The sequence below is a fragment of the Paraburkholderia acidisoli genome (genome assembly GCF_009789675.1).
Taxonomy (GTDB): Bacteria; Pseudomonadota; Gammaproteobacteria; order Burkholderiales; family Burkholderiaceae; genus Paraburkholderia; species Paraburkholderia acidisoli.
Genome location: NZ_CP046913.1, coordinates 110,501 through 133,015, shown reverse-complemented (window position 1 = coordinate 133,015; position 22,515 = coordinate 110,501). Strand labels below are relative to the sequence as shown.

22 protein-coding genes, 1 tRNA gene and 1 pseudogene are annotated in these 22,515 nt (G+C 66.1%); 10 read left to right on the top strand and 14 right to left on the bottom strand.

The window, feature by feature from the left end; genetic code table 11:
• Nucleotides 1–7 precede the first annotated feature (7 nt).
• A pseudogene (locus FAZ98_RS00590) lies at nt 8–490 on the top strand (aquaporin family protein); the annotation flags it as partial.
• On the opposite strand, the gene FAZ98_RS00585 reads toward FAZ98_RS00590, so the two are convergent.
• The 6 genes from FAZ98_RS00585 to FAZ98_RS35525 form a co-directional block, all read right to left on the bottom strand.
• On the bottom strand, nt 457–837 hold the full coding sequence (locus tag FAZ98_RS00585; RefSeq protein ID WP_158947780.1) for an Arm DNA-binding domain-containing protein: 381 nt from the start codon (nt 835–837) through the stop codon (nt 457–459). The pseudogene FAZ98_RS00590 and the gene FAZ98_RS00585 sit on opposite strands and share 34 nt — an antisense overlap.
• A gap of 177 nt (nt 838–1,014) precedes the next feature.
• Nucleotides 1,015–1,090, bottom strand: a tRNA-Ala gene (locus FAZ98_RS00580).
• Nucleotides 1,091–1,158: 68 nt separating this feature from the next.
• Complete coding sequence (locus FAZ98_RS00575) at nt 1,159–1,458, bottom strand: c-type cytochrome (RefSeq protein WP_407672067.1); 300 nt, start codon at nt 1,456–1,458, stop codon at nt 1,159–1,161.
• A 32-nt stretch (nt 1,459–1,490) separates the two neighbouring features.
• Nucleotides 1,491–2,282: a BON domain-containing protein gene (locus FAZ98_RS00570; RefSeq protein ID WP_158947776.1), complete on the bottom strand. Its 792-nt coding sequence runs from the start codon at nt 2,280–2,282 to the stop codon at nt 1,491–1,493.
• A gap of 28 nt (nt 2,283–2,310) precedes the next feature.
• Nucleotides 2,311–2,898: a phosphoheptose isomerase gene (locus FAZ98_RS00565; protein WP_158947774.1), complete on the bottom strand. Its 588-nt coding sequence runs from the start codon at nt 2,896–2,898 to the stop codon at nt 2,311–2,313.
• 150 nt (nt 2,899–3,048) lie between these two features.
• Complete coding sequence (locus FAZ98_RS35525) at nt 3,049–3,597, bottom strand: YraN family protein (protein ID WP_407672066.1); 549 nt, start codon at nt 3,595–3,597, stop codon at nt 3,049–3,051.
• 409 nt (nt 3,598–4,006) lie between these two features.
• On the opposite strand from FAZ98_RS35525, the gene rsmI reads away from it, so the two are divergent.
• Complete coding sequence (gene rsmI / locus FAZ98_RS00555) at nt 4,007–4,948, top strand: 16S rRNA (cytidine(1402)-2'-O)-methyltransferase (RefSeq protein ID WP_158947770.1); 942 nt, start codon at nt 4,007–4,009, stop codon at nt 4,946–4,948.
• 82 nt (nt 4,949–5,030) lie between these two features.
• Here rsmI and FAZ98_RS00550 read toward each other — a convergent pair whose 3' ends face one another.
• A complete protein-coding gene (locus FAZ98_RS00550) occupies nt 5,031–5,636 on the bottom strand; it encodes a septal ring lytic transglycosylase RlpA family protein (protein ID WP_158947768.1) in 606 nt (201 codons plus the stop codon).
• Between the two features lie 823 nt (nt 5,637–6,459).
• On the opposite strand from FAZ98_RS00550, the gene FAZ98_RS00545 reads away from it, so the two are divergent.
• From FAZ98_RS00545 to FAZ98_RS00535, 3 genes are all read left to right on the top strand, one after another.
• On the top strand, nt 6,460–7,104 hold the full coding sequence (locus FAZ98_RS00545) for an MBL fold metallo-hydrolase (protein WP_158947766.1): 645 nt from the start codon (nt 6,460–6,462) through the stop codon (nt 7,102–7,104).
• A 13-nt stretch (nt 7,105–7,117) separates the two neighbouring features.
• Nucleotides 7,118–7,759: a 3'-5' exonuclease family protein gene (locus FAZ98_RS00540; RefSeq protein ID WP_158947751.1), complete on the top strand. Its 642-nt coding sequence runs from the start codon at nt 7,118–7,120 to the stop codon at nt 7,757–7,759.
• An 89-nt stretch (nt 7,760–7,848) separates the two neighbouring features.
• Nucleotides 7,849–8,307, top strand: a complete 459-nt coding sequence (locus FAZ98_RS00535; protein WP_027815813.1) for an Lrp/AsnC family transcriptional regulator — start codon at nt 7,849–7,851, stop codon at nt 8,305–8,307.
• A gap of 17 nt (nt 8,308–8,324) precedes the next feature.
• Here FAZ98_RS00535 and FAZ98_RS00530 read toward each other — a convergent pair whose 3' ends face one another.
• The 3 genes from FAZ98_RS00530 to FAZ98_RS00520 form a co-directional block, all read right to left on the bottom strand.
• On the bottom strand, nt 8,325–9,485 hold the full coding sequence (locus FAZ98_RS00530) for a cation diffusion facilitator family transporter (protein ID WP_158947749.1): 1,161 nt from the start codon (nt 9,483–9,485) through the stop codon (nt 8,325–8,327).
• Nucleotides 9,486–9,735: 250 nt separating this feature from the next.
• Nucleotides 9,736–10,044, bottom strand: coding sequence for an H-NS histone family protein (locus FAZ98_RS00525; RefSeq protein ID WP_158947747.1), 309 nt, complete (start codon nt 10,042–10,044; stop codon nt 9,736–9,738).
• 424 nt (nt 10,045–10,468) lie between these two features.
• Nucleotides 10,469–11,161, bottom strand: a complete 693-nt coding sequence (locus FAZ98_RS00520) for a HugZ family pyridoxamine 5'-phosphate oxidase (RefSeq protein ID WP_158947745.1) — start codon at nt 11,159–11,161, stop codon at nt 10,469–10,471.
• A gap of 287 nt (nt 11,162–11,448) precedes the next feature.
• Between FAZ98_RS00520 and FAZ98_RS00515 the strand changes: the two genes are divergently transcribed.
• On the top strand, nt 11,449–12,606 hold the full coding sequence (locus tag FAZ98_RS00515) for an MFS transporter (protein WP_233272725.1): 1,158 nt from the start codon (nt 11,449–11,451) through the stop codon (nt 12,604–12,606).
• A 177-nt stretch (nt 12,607–12,783) separates the two neighbouring features.
• Here the strand turns inward: FAZ98_RS00515 and FAZ98_RS00510 are convergent, their stop codons facing one another.
• Together FAZ98_RS00510 and FAZ98_RS00505 are read right to left on the bottom strand one after the other, a co-directional pair.
• Nucleotides 12,784–13,929 carry a branched-chain amino acid ABC transporter substrate-binding protein gene (locus FAZ98_RS00510; protein WP_158947743.1) on the bottom strand — a complete coding sequence of 382 codons (1,146 nt, stop codon included), beginning with the start codon at nt 13,927–13,929 and terminating at the stop codon, nt 12,784–12,786.
• A 780-nt stretch (nt 13,930–14,709) separates the two neighbouring features.
• Nucleotides 14,710–15,786, bottom strand: a complete 1,077-nt coding sequence (locus FAZ98_RS00505) for an NAD(P)H-dependent flavin oxidoreductase (RefSeq protein WP_158951809.1) — start codon at nt 15,784–15,786, stop codon at nt 14,710–14,712.
• Between the two features lie 350 nt (nt 15,787–16,136).
• Here FAZ98_RS00505 and FAZ98_RS00500 point away from each other — a divergent pair, with 350 nt between their 5' ends.
• Together FAZ98_RS00500 and FAZ98_RS00495 are read left to right on the top strand one after the other, a co-directional pair.
• The gene (locus FAZ98_RS00500) at nt 16,137–16,835 is read left to right on the top strand and encodes a dienelactone hydrolase family protein (RefSeq protein ID WP_158947741.1); all 699 of its coding nucleotides are present in this window, start codon (nt 16,137–16,139) and stop codon (nt 16,833–16,835) included.
• Between the two features lie 206 nt (nt 16,836–17,041).
• Entirely contained in the window at nt 17,042–18,556 is a 1,515-nt protein-coding gene (locus FAZ98_RS00495) for an amidase (RefSeq protein ID WP_158947739.1), read from the top strand.
• A 139-nt stretch (nt 18,557–18,695) separates the two neighbouring features.
• On the opposite strand, the gene FAZ98_RS00490 is transcribed toward FAZ98_RS00495, so the two are convergent.
• Nucleotides 18,696–19,007 (bottom strand): high-potential iron-sulfur protein, encoded by a 312-nt coding sequence (locus FAZ98_RS00490; RefSeq protein ID WP_158947737.1) that lies wholly within the window; start codon nt 19,005–19,007, stop codon nt 18,696–18,698.
• A 243-nt stretch (nt 19,008–19,250) separates the two neighbouring features.
• Nucleotides 19,251–20,399, bottom strand: coding sequence for an NAD(P)/FAD-dependent oxidoreductase (locus FAZ98_RS00485; protein WP_158947735.1), 1,149 nt, complete (start codon nt 20,397–20,399; stop codon nt 19,251–19,253).
• 483 nt (nt 20,400–20,882) lie between these two features.
• Here FAZ98_RS00485 and FAZ98_RS00480 point away from each other — a divergent pair, with 483 nt between their 5' ends.
• Together FAZ98_RS00480 and FAZ98_RS00475 are read left to right on the top strand one after the other, a co-directional pair.
• On the top strand, nt 20,883–21,527 hold the full coding sequence (locus tag FAZ98_RS00480; protein ID WP_233272627.1) for a hypothetical protein: 645 nt from the start codon (nt 20,883–20,885) through the stop codon (nt 21,525–21,527).
• Between the two features lie 88 nt (nt 21,528–21,615).
• Nucleotides 21,616–22,413, top strand: a complete 798-nt coding sequence (locus FAZ98_RS00475; RefSeq protein ID WP_158947733.1) for an endonuclease/exonuclease/phosphatase family protein — start codon at nt 21,616–21,618, stop codon at nt 22,411–22,413.
• Nucleotides 22,414–22,515: the final 102 nt, after the last annotated feature.

Sequence of the window (22,515 nt, the reverse complement as noted above, 5' to 3'; positions counted from 1 at the left end):
CACATCAGTCAGTGCCGTCATGACGATGCGCGGCGAATTGCCTGCGCGTGAACTGCTGCCGTATATCGCTGCACAGCTGGTCGGCGCACTGCTCGGCGCGTGGCTTGCGCATGCGATGTTCGATCTACCCATCGTCGAGCTATCGAGCAAGGTTCGCACGGGAACCCGGCAATGGATTGCCGAAGCAATGGCTACCGCCGGCTTGCTGCTCGTCATCCTGCGCGCACCAGCTGGACGCATGTCGATCGTGGTCGCTGCATACATCGGCGCAGCGTACTGGTTCACTGCATCGACGTCGTTCGAGAACCCGGCCGCAGCTTTCGGTCGTATGTTCATCGACAGCTTCGCAGGCATTGCGCCATCGAGCGTACCCGGCTTCGTCATTGCCGAACTGATTGGCGCGGCAATTGGCCTCGCATTGCACACCGCGCTCAAACCGCGCGAGCGGCACATCGGTCACCCGAACCTAATCGAATCCTCTGGTGAGTAAGCGCGCGGCGAACCCATCTTGACGATGGGCGGATCGATCAGTTCGACGCTGTGCGTTGCCAGCGATGCGGCAGCAGATCCTCGATGCGAGCTCCTCACCTCACCCGGATTGACTCCCGCGACAAGTAAAGCCCGAGCCTCGTCCCTCAGCCTCCTTGCTGCCCCAAGCGTGACTTCTGGGTAGATGCCGAGCGACAGGCTTTTCTCCTTACCGCCGAATCGGTACTTAAGCCGCCACAACCTGCTACCCCGCGGTGTGACGAGCAGGTACAGCCCGCCGCTGTCGAAGAGCTTCCTCGGCTTTTCGATGGGGCCGGTGCTCCTGATGAATGCTTCGGTTAGCGACATATGGAAACCGTGCTGGGGAATACTGTCTTTCTAACATGACCTGCTGCCCCCAAAGTCTTCCCCCCTTGGGGGCAGCTGTCAACAGATACTCTCAGACATCGCCAGAAACAAAAAACCCGCGGAGCCTTGCAGCTACGCGGGTTTCAGGACTTTCTCGTACAACTTCAGACATGTTCTTGGTGGAGCGGATGAGGATCGAACTCACGACCTTCGCATTGCGAACGCGACGCTCTCCCAGCTGAGCTACCGCCCCAATCAGCCTTTGATTCTACACACCCCAAATAAAACTTGCCAAGTCAAAAACTTAGCCCAAGGCAAAAATTATTTAGAAGGCGCGCCAGCCAGCACCCACGCTACAACCGTATGAATATCCGCTGCGCTCATACCCGGGTGCGAGGGCATCGGAATCGCGCCCCATACGCCGCTCCCGCCGTCGCGGACCTTCTTCTCCAGCTTCGCCTGCGCACCGGCATCGCCCTTGTACTTCGCGGCGATGTCCTTGAACGACGGCCCCACGAGTTTGCGATCCACCGCGTGACAGCCCATGCAGGCATTGCGGCTCGCCACCGCCGTCCCATCGGCGGCGGAAACCGCTGCAAAGGCCGGCGCGGAAACCGTCATCGCCAGAGCAATCACCGAAATCCACCGTTGCATCACAGCGCCGCCCCCCCGTTACCCGCGCGCGTAGCCGTGGAATTCGTCACGGGCGCGGGCGGCTGGTGCTCGATCGGACGCGAGCTCACGCCCGAATCCGGCACCGCGCCCACCGTCGGTTCGTCGGCGCTGGGCGCGGGCGTGGCGGCCGGCGCATTCGATGCGGCCGCGTTCGCCACCGCCGCCTGCTCCGGCTTGATGTACTGGTAGCACTTCACGACCTTGGCCACGCCCATCACCTTGCTGGTCGCGTCAGCGGCAATGTCGCCCTCGCGCTGGGTCACGAGGCCCATGAGGTACACCGTGCCGCCCTCGCTCACCACCTTGAAGTTGTTCGCCGAGATGTCCTTGTAGGCGATCAGTTCCGACTTCACGCGCGCTTCGAGGTACGAGTCGTTGGCGCGATCCGAGAACGAACTGGCCGGCGAAACGCTCAGGCCGTTGACGATCGATTCGACGTTTGTCACCGCGCGCACGACGCCCTCGGCCTTCTGCTTCGAAGCCTCGTCGGGCACTTCACCCGTGAGCAGCACGCGCTGATTGAAGACCGCCACGTTCACGTGCGACGCGTCGGGCAGGTTCTTGTTGAGGTCGGCGATCGCCTTCACCTGAATCTCGCGGTCCTCGGTTTGCGAGCCCACCGTGCGCCGGTCGGTGGCGACCAGCGCGGTGCCGCCCGCCGCGCCCGCGAGCGCCAGAAAACAGCCTTGCAAGCTCGCGCAGAGCGAGGCCGCAAAGCCGATCGTCAGCGTGGTCCGGGCCAGCGCGCGCGTCATGCCGTATCTGCTCATCAACTTCCCCTCTCGTCGTCCTACGGTGTCAGTCGTCGCCCAGCAGCATCGCGTCGATGCCGTCGCACAGGCAATGGATGGCCAATAGATGGATTTCCTGGATGCGCGCCGTGCGATCGCTCGGCACGCACAGATGAATGTCGGTATCGGCGAGCACGGCGTTCACATTGCCGCCGCCCTTGCCCGTGAGGGCGATGACGATCATTTCGCGCTCATGCGCTTCCTCGATGGCCGCCAGCACGTTCGCCGAATTGCCCGAGGTGCTGAGCGCGAGCAGCACGTCGCCGGGCTGGCCGAGCGCGCGCACCTGCTTCGCGAACACCTGGTCGTAGGCGTAGTCGTTCGCGACGGCCGTGAGCACCGAAGCGTCGGTGGTCAGCGCGAGCGCGGGCAAGCCCGGGCGTTCGCGCTCGAAGCGGCCGATCAGCTCGGCGGCGAACTGCTGGGCGTTGGCGGCCGAACCGCCGTTGCCGCACGCAAGGATCTTGCTGCTGTTCGCCAGCGCGGCGAACATCGTGTCGACCGCGGCGGCAACGGGGACCGCCAGGGTTTCCATGGCCGCGAGCGCAATGGCTGCGCTGTCGCGGAAGTGCTGTTGAATACGTTCGACGGACATCGACTCTCTAATCTTTACTGCGGGTATCGCGAATAGTCCGCATGCATGCGGGTGCCGCAAGTTTAGCGCACTCGCGCGCGGTTATTTTCACCCTTCTTGGCTGAATAACGATTTTTAGGCCTGTTTTCGCGGGTTTTTTCATCCGCTTGCTCAGGTTTCGCCCGCTTCGAAGCCGAACGCGTCGCGCAGCCACACGAGTCGCCCGCTTTCGAACGCGATCACGTCGAAGCGGCACGGCGGGATCGGCGCTCCGCTTGCCGCGTTCGCGGTATTCACCGCGCCTGCCGATATCGTCGACAGAAAATGCCGCGCCGCGCACAGCACGCGTTGCTGCTTTCGCCAACCGACGCTCGCCGCCGCGCCGCCGAATTCCGGCCGCGCTCGCGCGCGCACTTCCACGAAGACGAGCGTGCCGTCGCGCTCGCGCATCACGAGATCGAGTTCGCCGCCACGGCAATTCACGTTGCGCGCCACGCACTCGTGACCCTCGCGCCGCAGAAACGCCAATGCGTGCGCCTCGAACCGCGCACCAATCGCGCGGCGCCGCGACGCGTGGCTTGGGGCGTTGGACCGGGCGGATGCGAAAAAGTTGTCGGCGTTTGCGCGTTCTTTCGTCGACGGGCGCGGCGCCCGCGTGTGTTCGCCAGCCGTTTCGCCGAAGGGTTCGCTTAAAGCGGCGCACGTCGATCCGCGCGACAAATCGCTCGCTGACTTGCCCGTCGATTCGTCCGCCGATTTGGCCAACGAACGGCTCGCCGATCCGCGTGACAAATCGCTCGCTGATTTGCCCGTCGATTTGGCCTTCGAACGGCCCGCCGATCCGCGCGACAAATCGCTCGCTGATTTGCCCGTCGATTTGGCCGTCGAACGACTCGCCGATCCACGCGACAAATCGCCCGCCGATTTGCCCGTCGATCCGCCCGCCGCTCCACGCGACAAATCACTCGCTGATTTGCCCGCCGCTTCGCCCGCCGATTCGTCCGTGGATCCGCCCGCCAACTCGCCCGCCGATCCGCCCGTCGCTTCGCCCGCAGCGCTTCCCACGGGCCAGGCCGCTTCAGCGTGGCACAATGGCGGCCTCTTTTCCTGCATTCGCGCGTTCCGTGTCATGACGTCCTCCTCGTCAAATTCCTCGCCTTCGTCGCACTCGGCCTCGTCCGTTTTCGAACTCGCGCAGAACCAGCAGTACCCGGCCGCCACGCTGTATGTCGTGGCGACCCCCATCGGCAATGTCGCCGACATCTCCCTGCGCGCGCTGCACGTGCTCGGTCTCGTCGACCGCATCTGCGCCGAAGACACGCGCAACACCGGCACGCTGCTCGCGCGCTACGGCATTTCGAAGCCGCTCGTGGCCGTGCACGAGCACAACGAGCGCGAGGCCGCGCAGCGCGTGATCGACTTCCTGCGCGCGGGCGAGCGCGTAGCTTGCGTCTCCGACGCGGGCACGCCCGGCATTTCCGACCCGGGCGCGAAACTCGTGGACGCCGTGCGCGACGCGGGCTTCAACGTCGTGCCGCTGCCCGGCGCGAGCGCACTCGCGACCGCGCTCTCCGCGGCGGGCGACTGGGTATCGACATTCACGTTTCTCGGCTTTTTGCCGCCCAAAGCGAAGCAGCGCGCCTCCGCGCTCCAGCCGCTCGCCACGCACGCCCATGCGCTCGTGTTCTACGAAGCACCGCATCGCATCGTGGAAACGGTGCAGGCGCTCGCCGACGCGTTCGGTCCCGCGCGGCGCCTGTTGATCGCCCGCGAATTGACGAAGCTACACGAAGCGCTCTGGCGCGGCACCCTGGCCGAAGGGCCAACGTGGCTCGCCGCCGACGCGAACCGTCAGCGTGGCGAGTTCGTGCTGGTGGTGGAAGGTGCGTCCGCGCAGCCCGATGGCGACGCCGATCACGACGCGCTGCTGCGCACGCTGCTACAGGAAGTGCCGGTGAAAAGCGCGGCGAAGCTCGCGGCAGCGCTCACGGGCGCGTCGCGCAACGCGCTCTATGCACGCGCGCTGGAATTGAAGGGCGAAGACGAGGATCGCGACAACGCGCAAGATTGAGCCGGAGCGTGAGCCCGGCGGCGGACGACAATGCGAAAGGGCCGCCCGAGGGCGGCCCTTTCTACATTCGGCGCAAACCGGATCAGTTGTCCGTGCTGGCGTTCGAGTTCGCCGCGACCATTTCGGCCTGGGCGACCTTCGCTTCCTGACGCGTGAGGCCTTCGATCGTGACCTTCGCGGTGCCCGCGTGCTGCACGCCGAGCATCTTCGCGGCGGCGTACGAGAGGTCGAGAATGCGGCCGCGCGCGAACGGGCCACGGTCGTTGATCTTCACCACCACCCACTTCTTCGTGCCGGCGACACTCACGCGAACGTACGAGCCGAGCGGCAGCGTGCGGTGCGCGGCCGTCATCGCTTCCATGTTGTAGCGTTCGCCGCTCGCGGTCTTGCGGCCGTGGAACGCGCGGCCGTACCACGAGGCGCGGCCGGTCTGGTGGAACGAATGGACGTCGGTGCCGTTGTCGTCGATCGGCTGGGCGTCGGCGAGCGAGTTGTCCTTGGCGGTACCCGAGGCAGGCAACGCAGCGAGCGCCGAGCCATAGCTCTGCGGCGCCGCGAACGCGGTGTTCCGGGTGCTCAGGGCGTCGTTGTCGGCCTGATTCTGGGCATTCGGCGGCACGGCACAACCGGCCAGTGCGGACACAGCCAGAAACGTCCCGAAACGTCGTCGAGTCAAACTGAAATTCATAAGCTAGCCATCTCATGTCGAAGCCCGAAAGGCGCACTGGGTGCGCTCGGTCGAATGGCTTCGGCGGTCGTGGGCAAGGCTTCGCCTTCGTTCGTCAAAAATGGAATCGACGAGCGCGTGCCAATACCCGGATGCAGCCCTATTAGCTGCTAACCGCTAGTTATCTTTCACGTCTGGCGCAACCTGTCCCCGGCAGCCTGACCAGACCCCACAAGCCGCCATCGGATGCGATGACGCATTCGCGCGCACCGGAAACTCGCGGCGCACAGGAACGGCGGCGTAGGCCCCACCCAGCTTCACGGCATGTAGGCCGTTGCAGGCGCGTGGCGCCTGGCTGGGCAAGACGTGCGGCATCGAAATGATCGACACCTGATTTGCCATCTTGTAAGGCAGCCTGTTCAGCCAGCCTCCAACGACGGCACTGCTTGACGGCGATGCATCGTGACCTCATTAACTGCTCGGGTCGCATCGCCCAGTGAAAGCACGGCAAACCGTGCATGTTGGGCTGCATTATACCCAAAAGTAATTCCTGTCACCGAAGTCAGTCGAAAAACTCCATGATTTCTGACTATTAGCGTAATAAACCGCCTCAACCGAGGTTTGCATCGGTCCGTGCAGCCCTTGTCAGACAAGGGATTCGGCGGACGGCAACCCCGTCGGCGCCACTGTGGTCTCACCGGTACAATCGGTCTTTCGGTCGGCGCCGCGGCCGCGGTTTCGAGCCAGCAGCCGCGCGCGAACGCTGACCGCGGATCACCCTTCAAAAGGCTGCGGCAGCGCGTCGCACCCTCGACACATTCCCCACGAGAACGCCGCACATCGCATGAAAGTCACGCTGATTCCCGTCACGCCGTTCCAGCAAAACTGCTCGCTGCTCGTCGACGAAACCACGGGGCGCGCCGCCGTGGTCGATCCCGGCGGCGACCTCGAATTGATCGAAGCCGAACTGGCAACCCAGGGCGTGCAGCTCGAAAAGGTGTTCCTCACGCACGGCCATCTCGATCACTGCGCGGGCGCGAAGACGCTGGCCGACAAATACGGCGTGCCGATCGAGGGACCGCAGGAAGACGAGCGTTTCTGGATCGACCAGTTGCCCGAGCAGAGCGTGCGCTTCGGTTTTGGTCACGCGCAGGCGTTCGAGCCCACGCGCTGGCTGCACAACGGCGACACGGTGCGTTTCGGCGGTGAAGAACTTGAGGTGTATCACTGCCCGGGCCATACGCCCGGTCACGTGGTTTTCTTCAGCCGCGCGCATCGCGTCGCGCTGGTCGGCGACGTGCTGTTCGCCGGCTCCATCGGCCGCACCGACTTCCCGCGCGGCAATCACGCCGATCTGATCCGCTCGATCCGCGAGCGGCTCTGGCCGCTGGGCGACGACGTCACGTTCGTGCCGGGTCACGGCCCCGTATCGACGTTCGGCGAGGAGCGCCGCCACAACCCTTACGTCGCAGACAACGTACCCGGATAAGATGAAACGTACGATGAATCAAGCCGCCATCGAAGAAATTTACGTGAGCACCGACGTCGAGGCCGACGGTCCCATTCCCGGGCCGCACTCGATGCTGAGCTTCGCCTCGGCGGCCTATACCGCCGACAAACGCCTGATCGCCACGTTCTCGGCCAACCTCGCGACGCTCGAAGGCGCGGCGCCGCATCCCGTGCAGGCCGCGTGGTGGGAAACCCAGCCCGAAGCGTGGGCCGCGTGCCGCACCGACTTGCAGGACCCCGCGCAGGCGCTCGTCGCTTACGTGGACTGGGTGGAGGCGTTGCCCGGCAAGCCCGTGTTCGTGGCCATGCCGGCGGGCTTCGATTTCACCTTCATGTTCTGGTACATGATGCGCTTCGCGGGGCGCTGCCCGTTTTCGTGGTCGGCGCTCGACATCAAGACGCTCGCGTTCGCGATCACCGGCCTGCCGTATCGCAAGAGCATCAAACCGCGCTTCCCCAAGCACTGGTTCGACGATCACCCGCACACGCATGTGGCGCTCGACGACGCCATCGAGCAAGGCGCGCTCTTCTGCAACATGCTCGCCGACCTGCGCGCACAGCAGGCCGCGCTCGCCGAAATTCGCAATGATGGGGACGGCTCGGGGCAAAACGCCGCGAGCGAACCGGCAAATTAGGTGATCTCCCTCGTCGACGGTGCTTTGCATTGCGTTTTGTTTTCCCGGCCTCTAACATCCAGGAATACAGCGACGCAACGGAGGCGCAGTTGACACTCGATACGTTCTCTCAGAAGATCCTGCGCCTGCTGCAGCTCGACGCGCGCCGCTCGGTGCAGGAAATCTCCGACCAGGTGGGGCTTTCCAGCACGCCGTGCTGGCGCCGCATCAAAGACATGGAACAGTCGGGCGTGATCCAGCGCTACACCGCGCTGCTCGATCGCGAAAAACTTGGCCTGCACGTTTGCGCGCTCGCGCATATCCATCTCACGCGGCACACCGAAGGCGGTGTGGAAGCGTTCGAGCGCGAGATCGCCACCTGTCCCGAGGTCACCGAGTGCTACAGCACGACCGGCGAATCGGACTACATCCTCAAGATCGTCGCGCCCGACATCAAGGCCTACGACGCCTTCCTGCACGAACGCATCTTCCGCATTCCGGCTGTCGCGCAGGTGCGCACGAGCGTCGTGCTGCGCGAAATCAAGTTCGACACGCAGTTGCCGCTTTAACGCGGTGCGGCATCAGCCTAACCCTGCGATTTGACAGTTTGTCGTTCGACGGGCTGCACCACGTTCAAACGCTGCGCGCCCAGTTGCGCGCGCAACGCTTCGAGATCGACGGCGGCGAGGCGCGGCGCGTCTTGCGCGCTCGCGAGCGTCACCTGAATCTCGATGCCCGTGCTCAGATAATGCAGCGTGATGTCGCGCAATAGCACGCCGTGCGCCGCGAGCGCCTCGCGCAGCCGCGCGGCCACCTGCTCGCGCGGCGGCAGATTCGCCACCGACCGCACGTGCATGTCGTCTTCCGGGTCCACGTGGATGAGCGCGTCGAGCACGCGCGCGTCGGTGAGCAGGCGCGCCCGCGCCGACTCCGCAATATAGTGACCTTCCGAAACGGAGATCCACGGGTCGACCAGAATATGCGCGTCCACGAGCGCGAGGTCGCCGGTCTTGCGCGTGCGCATGCCGTGCACGTCGCGCACGCCCGGCGTGGCCGCGAGCAGCGCGCGCAGGTCGGCGGCGGTCGTGTCGTCGAGCGCGCGGTCGGAGAGATCCTGGAGCGCGTCCCAGCCGAACACCCAGCCCATGCGCGCGACCATGAAGCCGACGATGGCCGCCGCGATCGGGTCGAGCAACCGCACGCCCGCGAGCGAGCCGACGATCCCGAGCGCCACCACCAGGGACGAAGCCGCGTCCGAGCGCGCATGCCACGCATTGGCGATCAGCATGGCCGAACGCACGCGTTGCGCCTCGCGCAGCATGTAGCGAAACAAACCTTCCTTGGAAACCAGCACGAACAGCGCGACGAATAACGCGCTCAAATGCACGGGCGGAATCTCACCGAGATTGGCAATACGTGAACCCGCGCGTGCGAGCATTCCCACGCCGACAGCAATCAATAATGCGCCGAGAAATAATGAAGCAACCGTTTCATAACGGCTGTGGCCGTAGTTATGATCGGCGTCCGGTTTAGCGCCGCTATGCCGATTGGCGAGCAGCACCACGAAATCAGAAACGATATCGGCAAGCGAATGCACGCCATCGGCGATCAACGCCTGCGAATGCGCCAATACGCCAACGGCGATTTGCAGGACCACCAGCACCGAATTGACGGCGACGCTAACCCACGTGGTGCGGCGCGCGACCTCGTGTTTATCGGATAACGGCGTGGTGGCGGCGGCATTCATGCGCGGCGGTACAAAATAGGGAAATAACCTCGATTCTAAGCGCGACGCCTGCCGATTTTGCGGATATCCCTAAAAACTTCTTTTAAATCAGTTGCCTACAAGAATGAAAAGTATTCTTATTTAAACTCACGCCGGCTTGGCGCGCCAAAATACAAAAAGCCGCGCGTCCCCCGACTGCGCGGCTTTTTGCCTGACGGTTCCGAAATCCGGGAACCGTGCTCGCCATGGCCAAACCGCGGCCGAGGGCGATTTACTTCTGGATCAGAAAACGGTCGCGGTCTTGACCGGCAATCCAGCGCGGCGGTTTGCCGCGGCCCGACCACGTGCTGCCGCTGTCGGGATCGCGGTATTTCGGCGCGACGCTGGCGCGCGAGCGGCTTGCGGCCTTCGCGGCCTTGGTGCTGGCGCGGCCGCCGCCGAGTTCGGCAAGCGTAATGCCATAGTCGGCCATTTTCTGCTTGATTTCGTCGAGGACCTCGGCATATTCACGTGCCTTCGCCTCTTCAATCTGCTTCTCCAGCTTTTCTCGCTGAGCGAGGAGTTCCTTGTAGGAAGACATAGGTGCCCTTGTGGTTTGGTCGTAAATGGCTACCAGTCTCACGCCAGTATGCCGATTGATAGATGCGTGCCTCGGAAATCGGTGGCGAGATTAACACAGATTCGAATGCCGGGAAGCGCATCAACAATAAAAATAATCAAAACGGGATTTCGAAACCGGTCGCGCGCCACGCACGTCTATCTCAATGTGATTCGATGCAAATCGGTATTTTTACTAAATCTGACTTTTGAACTGATAAATCTCCGTCTCATATTGGCAGCGCATGAAAATTAAATGGCTCGCAAACGTCACAACATTTCATGGCATGAAAACTTTGTACGTTTGAAAGCTGTTATGCAAGGTTTGATGCCGCGTCATGCGGCATTTCCTAAGCCTGCTTTCTAATTGGCGCCGCCCGCGCGATAAATCAGAAAAAAATACCGTTTTAAGCGAGGTGGCGTTCGATGCAATCGTCCAGCACGGCATGCAAGGATTGGTAATGCGTTTGCGGTGTATCGAAAATAAATCGCGTACGCCCGTCATTCTCCGTTATGAGGTCGGCGCCATAACGATCGACGCCCGCCAGCCGCAATCCGGCGGGCCGCGCCGCATGCGTATCGAAAAAATGGATCAGCTCGGCTTCTTCGTCGGCGGCCAGCGGGTCGAGCGGGTCGAGGTCGGCGGCGTCGAGCCAGCCCATCGCCCCGAATCCGCCGATATAACGCAGCCGCTCCACCTCCATCGTCCAGAACGTGAAGTCGCCGAGCGCGAGGTAGCGCTCGGCGTCGGGGTGGTAGCGCAGATAGCGGCGCGCGATGGCGGCGTGCTCCGCCGCGTGCGCGGCGGCGTCCACGGGCGTGAAGCGGCCCAGCAGCGTGGCGCGCGGCGCGTCGAGCACATTCAGCCCGTCCCGCTCGTGACCGTGCGCCACCAGAAAACCGGCGCGCGGGTCGTCGAGCAGATTGCGCGTGTGCTCGGCGAGCCGGCTCACGAGAATCACGGGGCGATGGCGCGCGTCGGGCGCGAACGGCAACAGCGTGGGATACGGAAAGCCGCGCGGGTCGCGCGAATGCGTGGCGAGCGCGCCGGCGGGCGTCTGGTGCAGCAGATGCAGCGGAGCGTGAGCGGGAATCTTCAAGGGCGCGTCCTCGGGTCGTCGGTCGGCGAAATGCGCGTCGCGGCCGCGACAACGGACCGGCGGATCGTGCCGTTCCTTGCCGTGTCACGCGGCGGCGCATGCCGATAGTAGTGCAGCGCGCGCTCGCCCGGCAGGCCGCGAGCGCGTTCGCTAGAATCTCCGTTTGCTTTCAGGCGCCTTCCGCCGCCCTCTTTTTCCGGAATTCCCTCGTGTCCGACCACTCGACCGCCACCGCGCAACCGTCTTCGGGCGCGCCCGACTCCAGCCCCGCCGCCCAGCACCGTGCGTTGCCCGCGGCGCAGCGCCACCGCGCGCGCCTCGCCACCATGGCGCTCTTTTTCGTCGCCGGCATGATGTACGCCTCGTGGGGCGTGCACGTGCCCACCGTGCGCGACAAGTTCCACCTGGACGCGGCGCTGCTGTCCTACGCGCTGTTCGCCGTGGCGGGCGGCTCGATCGCCGCGATGACGCTGATCGGCGGCTGGATCGCGCGCGCCGGCTCGCGCCGCGCCTGTCTCGCGGGCGGCCTGACCATGAGCGTGTGCGGCGCGCTGATTCTCGTCGTGCCGTATTACTGGATGCTGCTCGTGGTGCTCGCGGCGTTCGGCGTGGGCATGGCCACGCTCGACGTGGCGATGAACGCCGAAGCCAGCGCCGTCGAGGAAGCCGTCGGCAAGCCGATCATGTCGGGCCTGCACGGCATGTTCAGTCTGGGCGGCATGGCGGGCGCGGCGATCGGCGGCGCCCTGCTCGCGCACGGCATGGCGCCCGCCGTGCATCTGCTGCTCGCGTCCGCGCTCGCGGCGCTCGTGCTCGTGCTGTCGTGCCCCGCGGTGCTGCCGCACGTGCCGCATGCCGCGCACGGCGAGCACGCGAAAACCGGCAACCGCTGGCGCACGCCTGCGCTCTGGGCGCTGGGCGCCATCGCCCTGATCGCGTTGATCGCCGAAGGCGCGATGTACGACTGGGCCACCGTCTACATGCGCGACGTCGTGCTGTCCACACCCGCGCTCGCGAGCGCGGCCTACGCGGCCTTCTCGGGCGGCATGGCCGTGGCGCGCTTCGCCGGCGACGCCGTGCGCGCGCGCTTCGGCGCGCCGCAACTGGTGCTCGCGAGCGCGTCGCTGGCCTGCGCGGGCATGATCGGCGCGCTGCTGCTGCCGTATTCGTTCACCGCGCTCACCGGTTTCACGCTGATGGGCCTCGGCCTCGCCAACATGATGCCGGTGCTGTTCGCGGCGGCCGCGCGCGTGAAAGGCATCCACGCGGCCGAAGGGCTCGCGCACGTGGCGGGCATCGCGTATTTCGGGCTGTTGTTCGGACCGGTGGTGATCGGCGGCATCACGCAGGTGACGAATCTCACCGTGGGGCTCGCGGTCGTGGCGCTGTGCGCGGCGCTCGTGGCCTTCGCGGGGCCGAAGGTGTTGCGTCGCCTGGGTATTTGATCGCGCATCCGATCGCCTGTCCGATCGGGCATGCGGGCCGCGCCGCCGTCGGCGCATTCCGGTAGCGCACGCCATCGCCGCAAAACAAAAAGCCCGCAGGCGCGAACCTGCGGGCTTTTTCGCATCGATCACGCCGAACCGCACTGAAGCGCGGCCCGAACGTGCCGGAGCGCGGTCTTACATCTTCACCACGTCGAGCAGCGACTTCTTGCCCGACTTGTAGTTGTACAGCGAGATCACGCCGTGCTTGAGGTCGCCCTTCGAGTCGAAGGTCGTCTCGCCGATCACGCCCTTGTAGTCCGTCGCCGGCATTGCCGCGAGGATCTTCGCCGGATCCGTCGAGTTCGCGCGCTTCATCGCATCGACGATGATGTACACGGCGTCATACGTGAACGGTGCGTAGATCTGGATCGGCTGGCCGAAACGCTTTTCGTACTTCGCTTCGAAGGCCTTGCCGCCGTCCATCTTCTCGAGCGCCATACCGGCTTCCGAGCAGACGATATTGTCGGTGGCGTCGCCGGCCAGGTCCGACAGCTTGTCGGTACACACGCCGTCGCCAGCCAGCACCTTCGCGCGCAGGCCGAGCTGCTTGGCTTGCTTGGCGAACGGGCCGCCCGTGGCGTCCATGCCGCCGTACATGATCGCGTCGGGGTTTTCGCCCTTGATCTTCGTCAGAATGGCGCGGAAGTCGACAGCCTTGTCGTTCGTCGCGTCATGCGAAAGAACGTTCATGCCGAGCGACTTGGCGGTCTTCTCGAACTCGTTCGCGAGACCCTGGCCGTAAGCCGTCGAGTCGTCGACGATCGCGACGCTCTTGACCTTCAGGTTCTTCGACGCGTAGTTCGCGAGTGCCGGACCTTGTTGCGCATCGGTCGCGACGACGCGGTACGTCGTCTTGAAACCTTGCTGCGTGTAGGCCGGGTTCGTGGCCGACGGCGAGATCTGCACGATGCCTGCATCGCTGTAGATCTTCGATGCCGGGATCGACGTGCCCGAGTTCAGGTGGCCCACCACGGCAACGACCTTGTCGTCGACGAGCTTCTGCGCAACCTGCGTAGCCGTACGCGGGTCAGCCGCGTCGTCCTGCGCGTCGAGTTGCAGCGTGACCTTCTGGCCGCCGATCGTCAGGCCCTTGGCGTTGATTTCCTCGACGGCGAGGCGTGCGCCGTTTTCATTGTCCTTGCCGAGGTGGGCGATGCCGCCCGTGAGCGGCGCGACGTGGCCAATCTTGACCGTGACGTCGGCGCTTGCCGCCGTTGCAAACGAAGCGAACAGCATGGCCGCAGCGCTGATCGGCAACAGCTTGTGAAGCTTGATATTCATGTAGATCTCCAGTTTCTCTCGAACCCAAAAGCAACGTAATCGCCCTGTGCTCCCGCGCCCCGAACGTGTCGCTCCCCGTGCGGACGACCACGCAGGATGCATCCTTGATGCACCTGGCCAGCATGGCGTCGGGCCCGTTCATGGCGGGCCGTCTGGCCATACTTGCGCGCAAGTGTAGGTGATCAAATTAATTTGGTGGATTTTTTTCAGATATCGGGGCGAGTACCAATAGGCGCTCGCCAAGTGCCCGTCAAATGGCCGTTTTCCGGCCGAAATCCTTGCTGGATCGAGCTCGCGAGAACGCGGCCCAATGCGCGGCAAAGCGCCGCCAGACACCTTACCGAATCAGTTTTGAGATTTTTTGACGGTAATTCTGACGAATTGGCGGGGGTAAATCGCGCGCCGCTTCCGGAATGACCGAAAACTCGTTGCGCGCGCATCCGTCGGCCAAACGTGTTCGCGCGTCCTGGCCGCACGATTCAAGTCAGCATTCGATTAATGCCGATCGGCACGCACGCAAACGTGCGGCGGCTGGCATCGGCGCGAGCAATGCGGCTTTGCCGCAACAATCGGACGGCCACGGCTCACCTGGCCCGAAGCGGCGTGGGCCGAACCGAAGCGGCGGCGCGCCGAGGTCGCACGGAGCCGCGGCGCGGAGCCGTCACCCGGAGCAGCGGCGCGAGCACGTGGCGCGCTTTGAACGCTTCGAACGCATCGAGCGCGCTCCCGGCCGTGGCCCAGCAACAACTCAGCCGCACCCCCTGCCGCGCTTGCGCGAATTCAGCCGCGCAAGCCCGCCAGCGCGGCGCGCCATTCGCGCTCCAGCGCCTCGACCACCTGCGCGGCGCCCAACCCGGCTTCGCGCGCGCGGCCGAGCGGCGCGCCCTGACCCGACCACAGCGAGAGCCAGTCGCCGTCGTCGGCGCGCGCCGCGCGTTGCCGCAGCGGCTGCGTGAGCGCGTTCTGCACGGGATACGGCGCGACCGAGCCCGCGTGCGCCTGCTCGTACGCTTCGAGCTGCGTCATCAGCGCGTTGCGGATGCCGCGCGCGTGCCGTCCCGTGATCGCGCGCGTGACCGCGGTCGCGGTGTCCGCCGAGGCGCGCAGCCGCGCTTTCCAGTCGGCGGGAATCGCGCTTTCGGCGCAGCCGAGAAACGCCGTGCCCATCTGCACGCCCTGCGCGCCGAGCGCGAGCGCCGCGACCATGCCGCGCCCGTCCATCACGCCGCCCGCCGCCAGCACGGGCAGGCCGGTCGCGTCGGCGAGCTGCGGCACGAGCGCGAAGGTGCCGATCAGCGCCTGCGGCACCTCGCCGATGAACGTGCCGCGATGACCGCCCGCCTCGGCGCCCTGCGCGACGATCGCGTCCGCGCCCGCATCGCGCCACGCGAGACCTTCGGCCACGTGCGTCGCCGTGCCGATCACGTAACTGCCCGCCGCTTTCAGGCGCGCGACGTCCGCTTTCGCGAGCAGCCCGAACGTGAAACTCACCACCGGCAGGCGCAACTCGACCAGCATGTCGAGCTGCGCGCGAAAGTCGGGCGCGTAGGACGCGAGCGGCGCGCCGGGCGCGAGGTCGAAGCGCGCGGCGAGCGGATCGATCGCGCCGAGCGCGCGGCGCACGGTGGTGTCGTCGGGTTGGGCGCGCTCGAGCACGAAGAGATTCGCGCCGAACGGCTTGCCGGTGAGCGCACGGATCGCCGCGACTTCGCTCGCGAGCTTCTCCGGCGCGAGCGCCGCGCCCGCGAGAAAGCCGAGCCCGCCCGCGTTCGACACGGCCGCGACCAGCGCGGGCGTGGTCGGGCCGCCCGCCATCGGCCCCTGCACGACGGGCAGGCGCAAGCCGAATCGGCGCATGAAAGCGGTGACGGGCGCGGCGGAATCTGACGAAGCAGCGGGCGAAGCAGTGAAAGCGGTAGCGGCGGGGTTCATGGCGCGTTCCTGGATGGACGGAGGGACAGTCGGCACGACGTGCCACCGACTCTAGCCAAAGCGCCCGCGCGCGAACAATGAATAATCGAGATCATTACGATCCGCTTGCGAGAACAGGCGCGAAGCCGCGACGCCACGAGCGCCTATGGCAAACTGGCTGCCCGAATTTCCACCGGGCGCCGCGCGCCGGGCGCCGGGCGCCGCGCGCCGCTCCTCGTGCCCGGCGTCCGGCCGCGCGACTCACTATTACTATTGAAGAGAAGACGGAGAAAGACATGAGCGTTTCGACTCGATGGATCGACATTCCCGTCGGCGACGACAGCTTCGGCGCGTACGTCGCCACGCCCAGGGGCGGCAAAGGTCCCGGCATCGTGATCCTGCAGGAGATCTTCGGCGTGAACGGCCATATCCGCGAAGTGGTCGAGCAATATGCGCTCGACGGCTACGTGGCGATCGCGCCCGACGTGTTCTGGCGCACCGCGCCGCGCGTCGAGCTGGAATACGTGGGCGCCGACCGCGAGCGTGGCATCGAACTGCTGCAAAAAACCGACGTGAATCTCGCGGTGCAGGATATCGGCGCGACGGTCGCGGCGCTGCGCGCGCTGCCCGAATGCACGGGCAAGGTCGCAGCCATCGGCTATTGCTTCGGCGGGCGTCTCGCGTATCTCGCGGCGGCGCACGGTCTCGTCGATGCCGCGGTGTCGTACTACGGCGGCGGCATCCAGAACCTGCTCGATCTCGCCGGCAAGGTGACCGTGCCGATGCTGTTCCACTACGCCGAGAACGATCACGGCATTCCGCTCGACGCCGTCGGCCAGGTGCAGGCGAGTTTTGCGGGCCGCCCGAACGCGGCGTTCCATCTGTATCCGAACGCCGAGCACGGTTTCAACTGCTCGGTGCGCGCGTCGTACAACCAGAACGCCTCGGCGCTCGCGCACGGCCGCACGCTGAGCTTCCTCGCCGAAAAGCTCTGACCCGCACGCGGGGGTATCGATAGAAACTGACTGCGGAAACTGACTGCGGCGCGCCTCGATCCGGCGCGCCGTTTTCACGTCGAGCGGCTTGATCCCGCGCGCTTGCGGCGCCGGTTTGCGCGCACTCGCGCACGCGCCCGAATGCGCGGCACCGGTATCATCGTCCGCATTCAACGCTTGCCGCCCAACGACGAGGAGTGCGCGCCTTGCTGTCCGATTATCTGGAATACGACGCCATCGGCCTCGCCGATCTCCTGCGCCGCCGCGAAGTCAGCGCGCGCGAACTGCTCGATAGCGCCATCGCGCGCGCCGAAGCCGCGAATCCCGCGATCAACGCCCTCGTCCTGAAGGACTACGAGGCCGCGCGCGAGCGCGCACGCGAGATCGCGGCAAACGCCAACGGCGTGGACGCGCTCGCCGACGGTCCGCTCGCGGGCGTGCCGTTTCTCGTGAAGGATCTGGGCGCGGCCGTGGCCGGCCTGCGCATGACGCTCGGCAGCCGTCACTATCGTCATTACATTCCCGCCGCCGACGCGCCCGTGGTCACGCGCATCCGCGCCGCGGGTCTCAACATCTTCGGCAAGACGAGCGCGCCCGAACTCGGGCAGATGCCTTATACGGAGCCCGAACTGTTCGGCCCGTGCCGCAATCCGTGGAATCTCGATCACACGCCGGGCGGTTCGTCCGGCGGCGCGGCGGCGGCGGTCGCGGCGGGCATCGTGCCGCTCGCGCATGCGTCGGACGGCGGCGGCTCGATCCGCATTCCCGCGTCGTGCTGCGGGCTGTTCGGGCTCAAACCGTCGCGCGCGTTTCAGGTGCCGTCGAACGTGCCGCCCGCGCCCGGCGCGCTGGGTGTCGACCTCGCCGTGTCGCGCAGCGTGCGCGACAGCGCGCTCATGCTCGATCTGTTCAGCGGCGAAGGCAGCGTTGCGCCCGGCGCGCCGGGCAGCTTTCTCGCGGCCGCGCGCGAGCCGCTCGACGGCGCGAAGCCGCTGGCCGTCGCGCTGATCGCCGAGCCGATGTTCGCCGAAACGCTCGCGCCCGACGTGCGCGACGCGCTCACCGACGCGGCCACGCTGCTCGAATCGCTCGGTCATCGCGTGGAGCCGGTGTCGCTGAAGCTGGATTTCGCCGCGGCGCGCGAAGCGTTTCTGATGCTGTGGTCGGTGGTCGCCGAGCAATACGTGCTCAACGCCGACACGATCACCGGCATCAAGCCGCGCCGCGAGGACTTCGAGATCGCCACGTGGGCCATGGCGCATATCGGCCGCAAGCTCGGCGAACGCGAACTCCCTGCGGCGCTGGAGGTGCAGCAGAAGATCACGGCGCAGCTCGCCGATCTGATGACGCGTTACGACGTGCTGCTGTGCCCGACGCTCGCCGCGCCGCCCGTGAAGATCGGCGAATTGCGCCCCACGCAAAGCGAGCGTTTGCAGATGCGCGCGGTCACCGCCGTGCCCGTGGAGGCGCTCATGCGCAAGCTGCTGACCGAAGCCTCGAACAAGGCGTTCGCGTGGGCGGGCTGCACGGAACTGTTCAATCTCACCGGCCAGCCCGCGATGTCGGTGCCGCTCTGGTGGAATGCGCGCGGCCTGCCCGTGGGCGTGCAGTTCGCCGCGCGCGAGGGCAACGACGCGCTGCTGCTGCGCCTCGCCGCGCAACTCGAAGCGGCACGGCCGTGGTTCGCGCGGCGGCCGCCGCTGTTGCAGGCGCGCATGTGAGCGGCGCGCGTCAGTCTCGTTGCGAGACTTGAAGCAAAGCGTGCGCCGGGCGCGCACGTGGTTTCAGAGGGGTTTCAGCGCGGCGGCAGGCACCTTTTTGCAGGCGCCCCGCGCCGCCGCGCAGCGCTCGAACCCGCGCTCAGGCCTTCTTGTTGTACGCGCTGCACCAGCCCTTGCCCGCGACCTGTTTGCCGCCGAACATCGGGCACGGCGCGAAGGCGTCGGTGGCCTTGCCCTGGTAGAACGTGCAGTTGCTGCAGTCCTGACCGGCGGCGTATTTCGCGAACTTCGACTTGTCGACCTTGCTCGCGTCGAGCTTGTAGCCGAGCGCCTGCGCGGTGGGATCGGTCTCGGCGGCCTTGGGCGCGTCGGCGAACGCCTGGCGCGACAGCGCGAGCGTCGACGCAACGCCAAGGCTCGTGATCAGAAAGCTGCGGCGGGACGATTTCATGAATCTCACTCCGGTATTGAGGGGCGATGTGTTTCGCTGGGGTTGTTGTCGAGCTTCGTGATGCGCCGCTCTCACGACGGCGTCGCGGAGAAGCTTAACAACGAAGCGCGCCCGTTTGCGTCTGCAATGCCGGAGATAAGTGAGCCGCATTGTCGCGGCCACGCGGCGCGACGCCGCGGTTTTTTATCGTCGATATGTCGATATCTCGATATGTGGATGGCGTAGTGCGCGGCTACCTGCCCGTCACGCGTTCCCCGCCAGCTCGCAAACGCGTTGCGCGATCGCGAGCGCCGCCGTGAGTCCCGGCGACTCGATGCCGAACAGGTTCACGAGCCCGCGCACGCCGTGCGACGCCGCGCCCTGGATCAGGAAGTCGGCGGGACTTTCGCCGGGGCCGGAGAGCTTCGGCCGGATGCCCGCATAGGCGGGTTGCAGCGCGTCGCCGGGCAACGCGGGCCAGTAGCTGCGGATGGCGGCGTAGAACGCCTCGGCGCGGCGCGGATCGACGTCGTAATCGATCGCGTCGATCCATTCCACGTCGGGACCGAAGCGCGCCTGCCCCGCGAGGTCGAGCGTGAGATGCACGCCGAGCCCGGCGTCGTTCGGCATGGGATAGATGAGCCGCGAGAACGGCACGCGCCCCGCCACGCTGAAGTAATTGCCGCGCGCGAGATAAAGCGGCGGCACGTGGCGCGCGTCGAGCCCGCGAATGCGTTTGGCGAGTTTCGTCGCGTACAGTCCCGCGCTGTTGACGACGCAGGTCGCGCGGATTTCGGTGAGGGCTTCGGGGTTCGCGTGGTCGCTCGCGCTATGGCCATCGCCGCTCACGCGCACGACGAAACCGTTGCGCCCGTTGCCGAGCGCATCGATCGACATCACTCGCGACTTGAACGCGAACACGGCGCCGTCGCGTTCCGCGTCGCCCTGCAGCGCGAGCATGAGCTGATGACTGTCGACGATCCCCGTTTGCGGCGAATACACGGCCGCCACGCATTCGAGCGCCGGTTCGAGCGCGAGCGCCTCGCTGCCGCTGATGCGCGTGAGGTCGAACACGCCGTTTTCCTTGCCGCGCGTGCGGATCGCCTCGAGCTGCGGAATCTGGTTCGCGGCCGTCGCGACCAGCAGCTTGCCGCAGCGCGCGTGCGGCACGTGCCGCTCCGCGCAGTATTCGTAGAGCATTTCACGCCCGCGCACGCACAGCGCCGCCTTGAGCGAGCCGCGCGGATAGTAGAGCCCCGCGTGGATGACTTCGCTGTTGCGCGAGCTGGTGCTCGTGCCGATGGCTTCGGCGGCTTCGAGCACGATCACCTCGCGTCCGCGCGCCGCCAGCGCCCGCGCCACGGCGAGCCCGACCACGCCCGCGCCGATCACCACGCATTCGATCTGATCCATGTTCCCGCTTCCTGCACGTTGAGTGCATGCCATCCGTCTGGAAAAATTGTACGCCGCGCCGCGAGGCCGTCACGGCCCGTGTTGGCGAGCAACGCGCGCCGGGAAACACAGCGCGGCCATTTGCGCGCGGCGTGAACGTCATGCCAGGCAAGCGTTGCAAAGCCTTCCACCCAGGCGGTGAAAAGCGTCGGGCGCGCCAAAGCCGGGGATGCCGGTGTATACGCGCACTATCGCCGCGCCGTGACGATAACGTTTTGATAACGCATGGATAACCACCGGCATTGCTTTGCGGAGATAGCAACAGTTCATATCCAATCGGCGGAATTGGTGCGTTTTTCATCGCCTGGCGAGCTGGCAATTTTCCGGTTGAAGCGGCGGCCGGTCGTCCCCACCTGAAATGCACCCCTGTGGTCCGGCGTTTGCGAACCCGGTATAGGATCGATGGTCAGAACGTACCCGCCGCCCACGCACGGAGTCGTCACTATGACGTTGTGGAAACCTTGTCTCGCGCTCGCGCTGCTCGCAGCGACTTCCGCGATCGACACCAGCGCTTTCGCGCAAACCGCCGCGCAACCCGCCGCACAATCTATGGCACCCACGGTGGCCCCCGCGGCGGCATCGCCCGCGCCTTCCGCGCCACCCGCCTCGGCGCCCGGTGCCGCGAGCGCGGCGCAAAATACGGCGCCCTTGCCGGCCGCCGTGCCCGTCAAATGGACGCTCGACGTGATCCAGAACGGCCAGCAGATCGACTCGTTCAGCGCCACGACCTCGGTCGGCCAGGCGCGCACGGACACGCACCACAAGGTGATCACGCACAACGTGGGCTGCAAGGATCAACCGGCGGGCAGCATCGACCTGGCGCGCACGATCACGGTCTCGCCGTTGCGCGCCGACGCGAGCGGCGTGATCTTTTCGATCGACGCGCAGGAAACGCTGGAAAATGCCGCCGCGCCCGCGCCAACCACGGCGCAAGGCTGCAAGCTGCCGCCGCAGCCGCGCCAGATCAGCGCCAGCCATCCGGGCCTCGTCGTGCCGCCGGGGCAAACGGTGAGCTGGCAGATCGTCGACAAAGACCCGTCGCTCGCCTACCGCGTGAGCGCGAGCGTCGCGCCGCAGCCCGCGCCATGACGCCCGTTCCCGACATCCGGCCGCGCGCGCGAGCCCCGCAAGGCCTGAGCGCGGCGCGCAACCCGACCGATACGCCATTGAATAACGCATGCGAAATCCCGAACAACCGCTGATCCAATCGGACCACGCCAAAGACTTCGTGGCGGTGAGCTGGAACCTGCACAAGGGCCGCTCGCCGCTCGGCTTCGAGGCGTGGGAGGCCATGCGGCGCTGGGTGCAGTCCACGCACGCCGACGCCTGGTTTCTCCAGGAAGCGATGGCGCGCCGTATGCCGCAGCCGGTGCTCGCCTCGAGCTTCGGCTCGCCGCTCGCCGATCCGATGGAAGACGTCTGGCAATGCCAGGCCACCGAAATCGCCCATGCGCTCGAGTTGCAGATCGCGCTCGGGCCCAATGTGTTCAAGCCGTCCTGGCGCCACGGCAACGCGATTCTTTCGCCGCATCCGCTCGATCTGGGCGGACGCTGGGACATCTCCGCGCACCGCTTCGAACGGCGCGGGCTGCTGGTCGCGCGCGCGAGCGTGGCCGGGCAATCGGTCACGCTACTGTGCGCGCACCTGGCGCTCACGCGCAGCGCGCGGCTGCGCCAGATGCACTGGATCGCGCACTGGATCGCGAAAGAAGCGCCGCAAGGGCCGCTCGTGCTGGCCGGCGACTTCAACGACTGGCGCAACGACTCGGTGCCGCTGTTCGCCGAACACGGCCTGCGCGAAGTCGCCACGCTGCTCGGCGAACCGGTGCGCACGTTCCCGGCGTTTTCGCCCGCGCTCGCGCTCGACAAGATGTTCGTGCGCGGCCTGAAACCGGTGGAGCTGATCCAGCCCGCGCAGGAAACCGCGTGGCTCTCCGACCATCTGCCGTATATGGCGCGCTTGCAGCTCGAATAGGCCGTTAGCGCTCGCCGGGTCTGCGCGGCATTGGCCTCGTATCGACGATGCCGCGCCGTATGCGCTTTCGCGTTTGCGTTCGCCGGGGTTCGCCGGTTCACC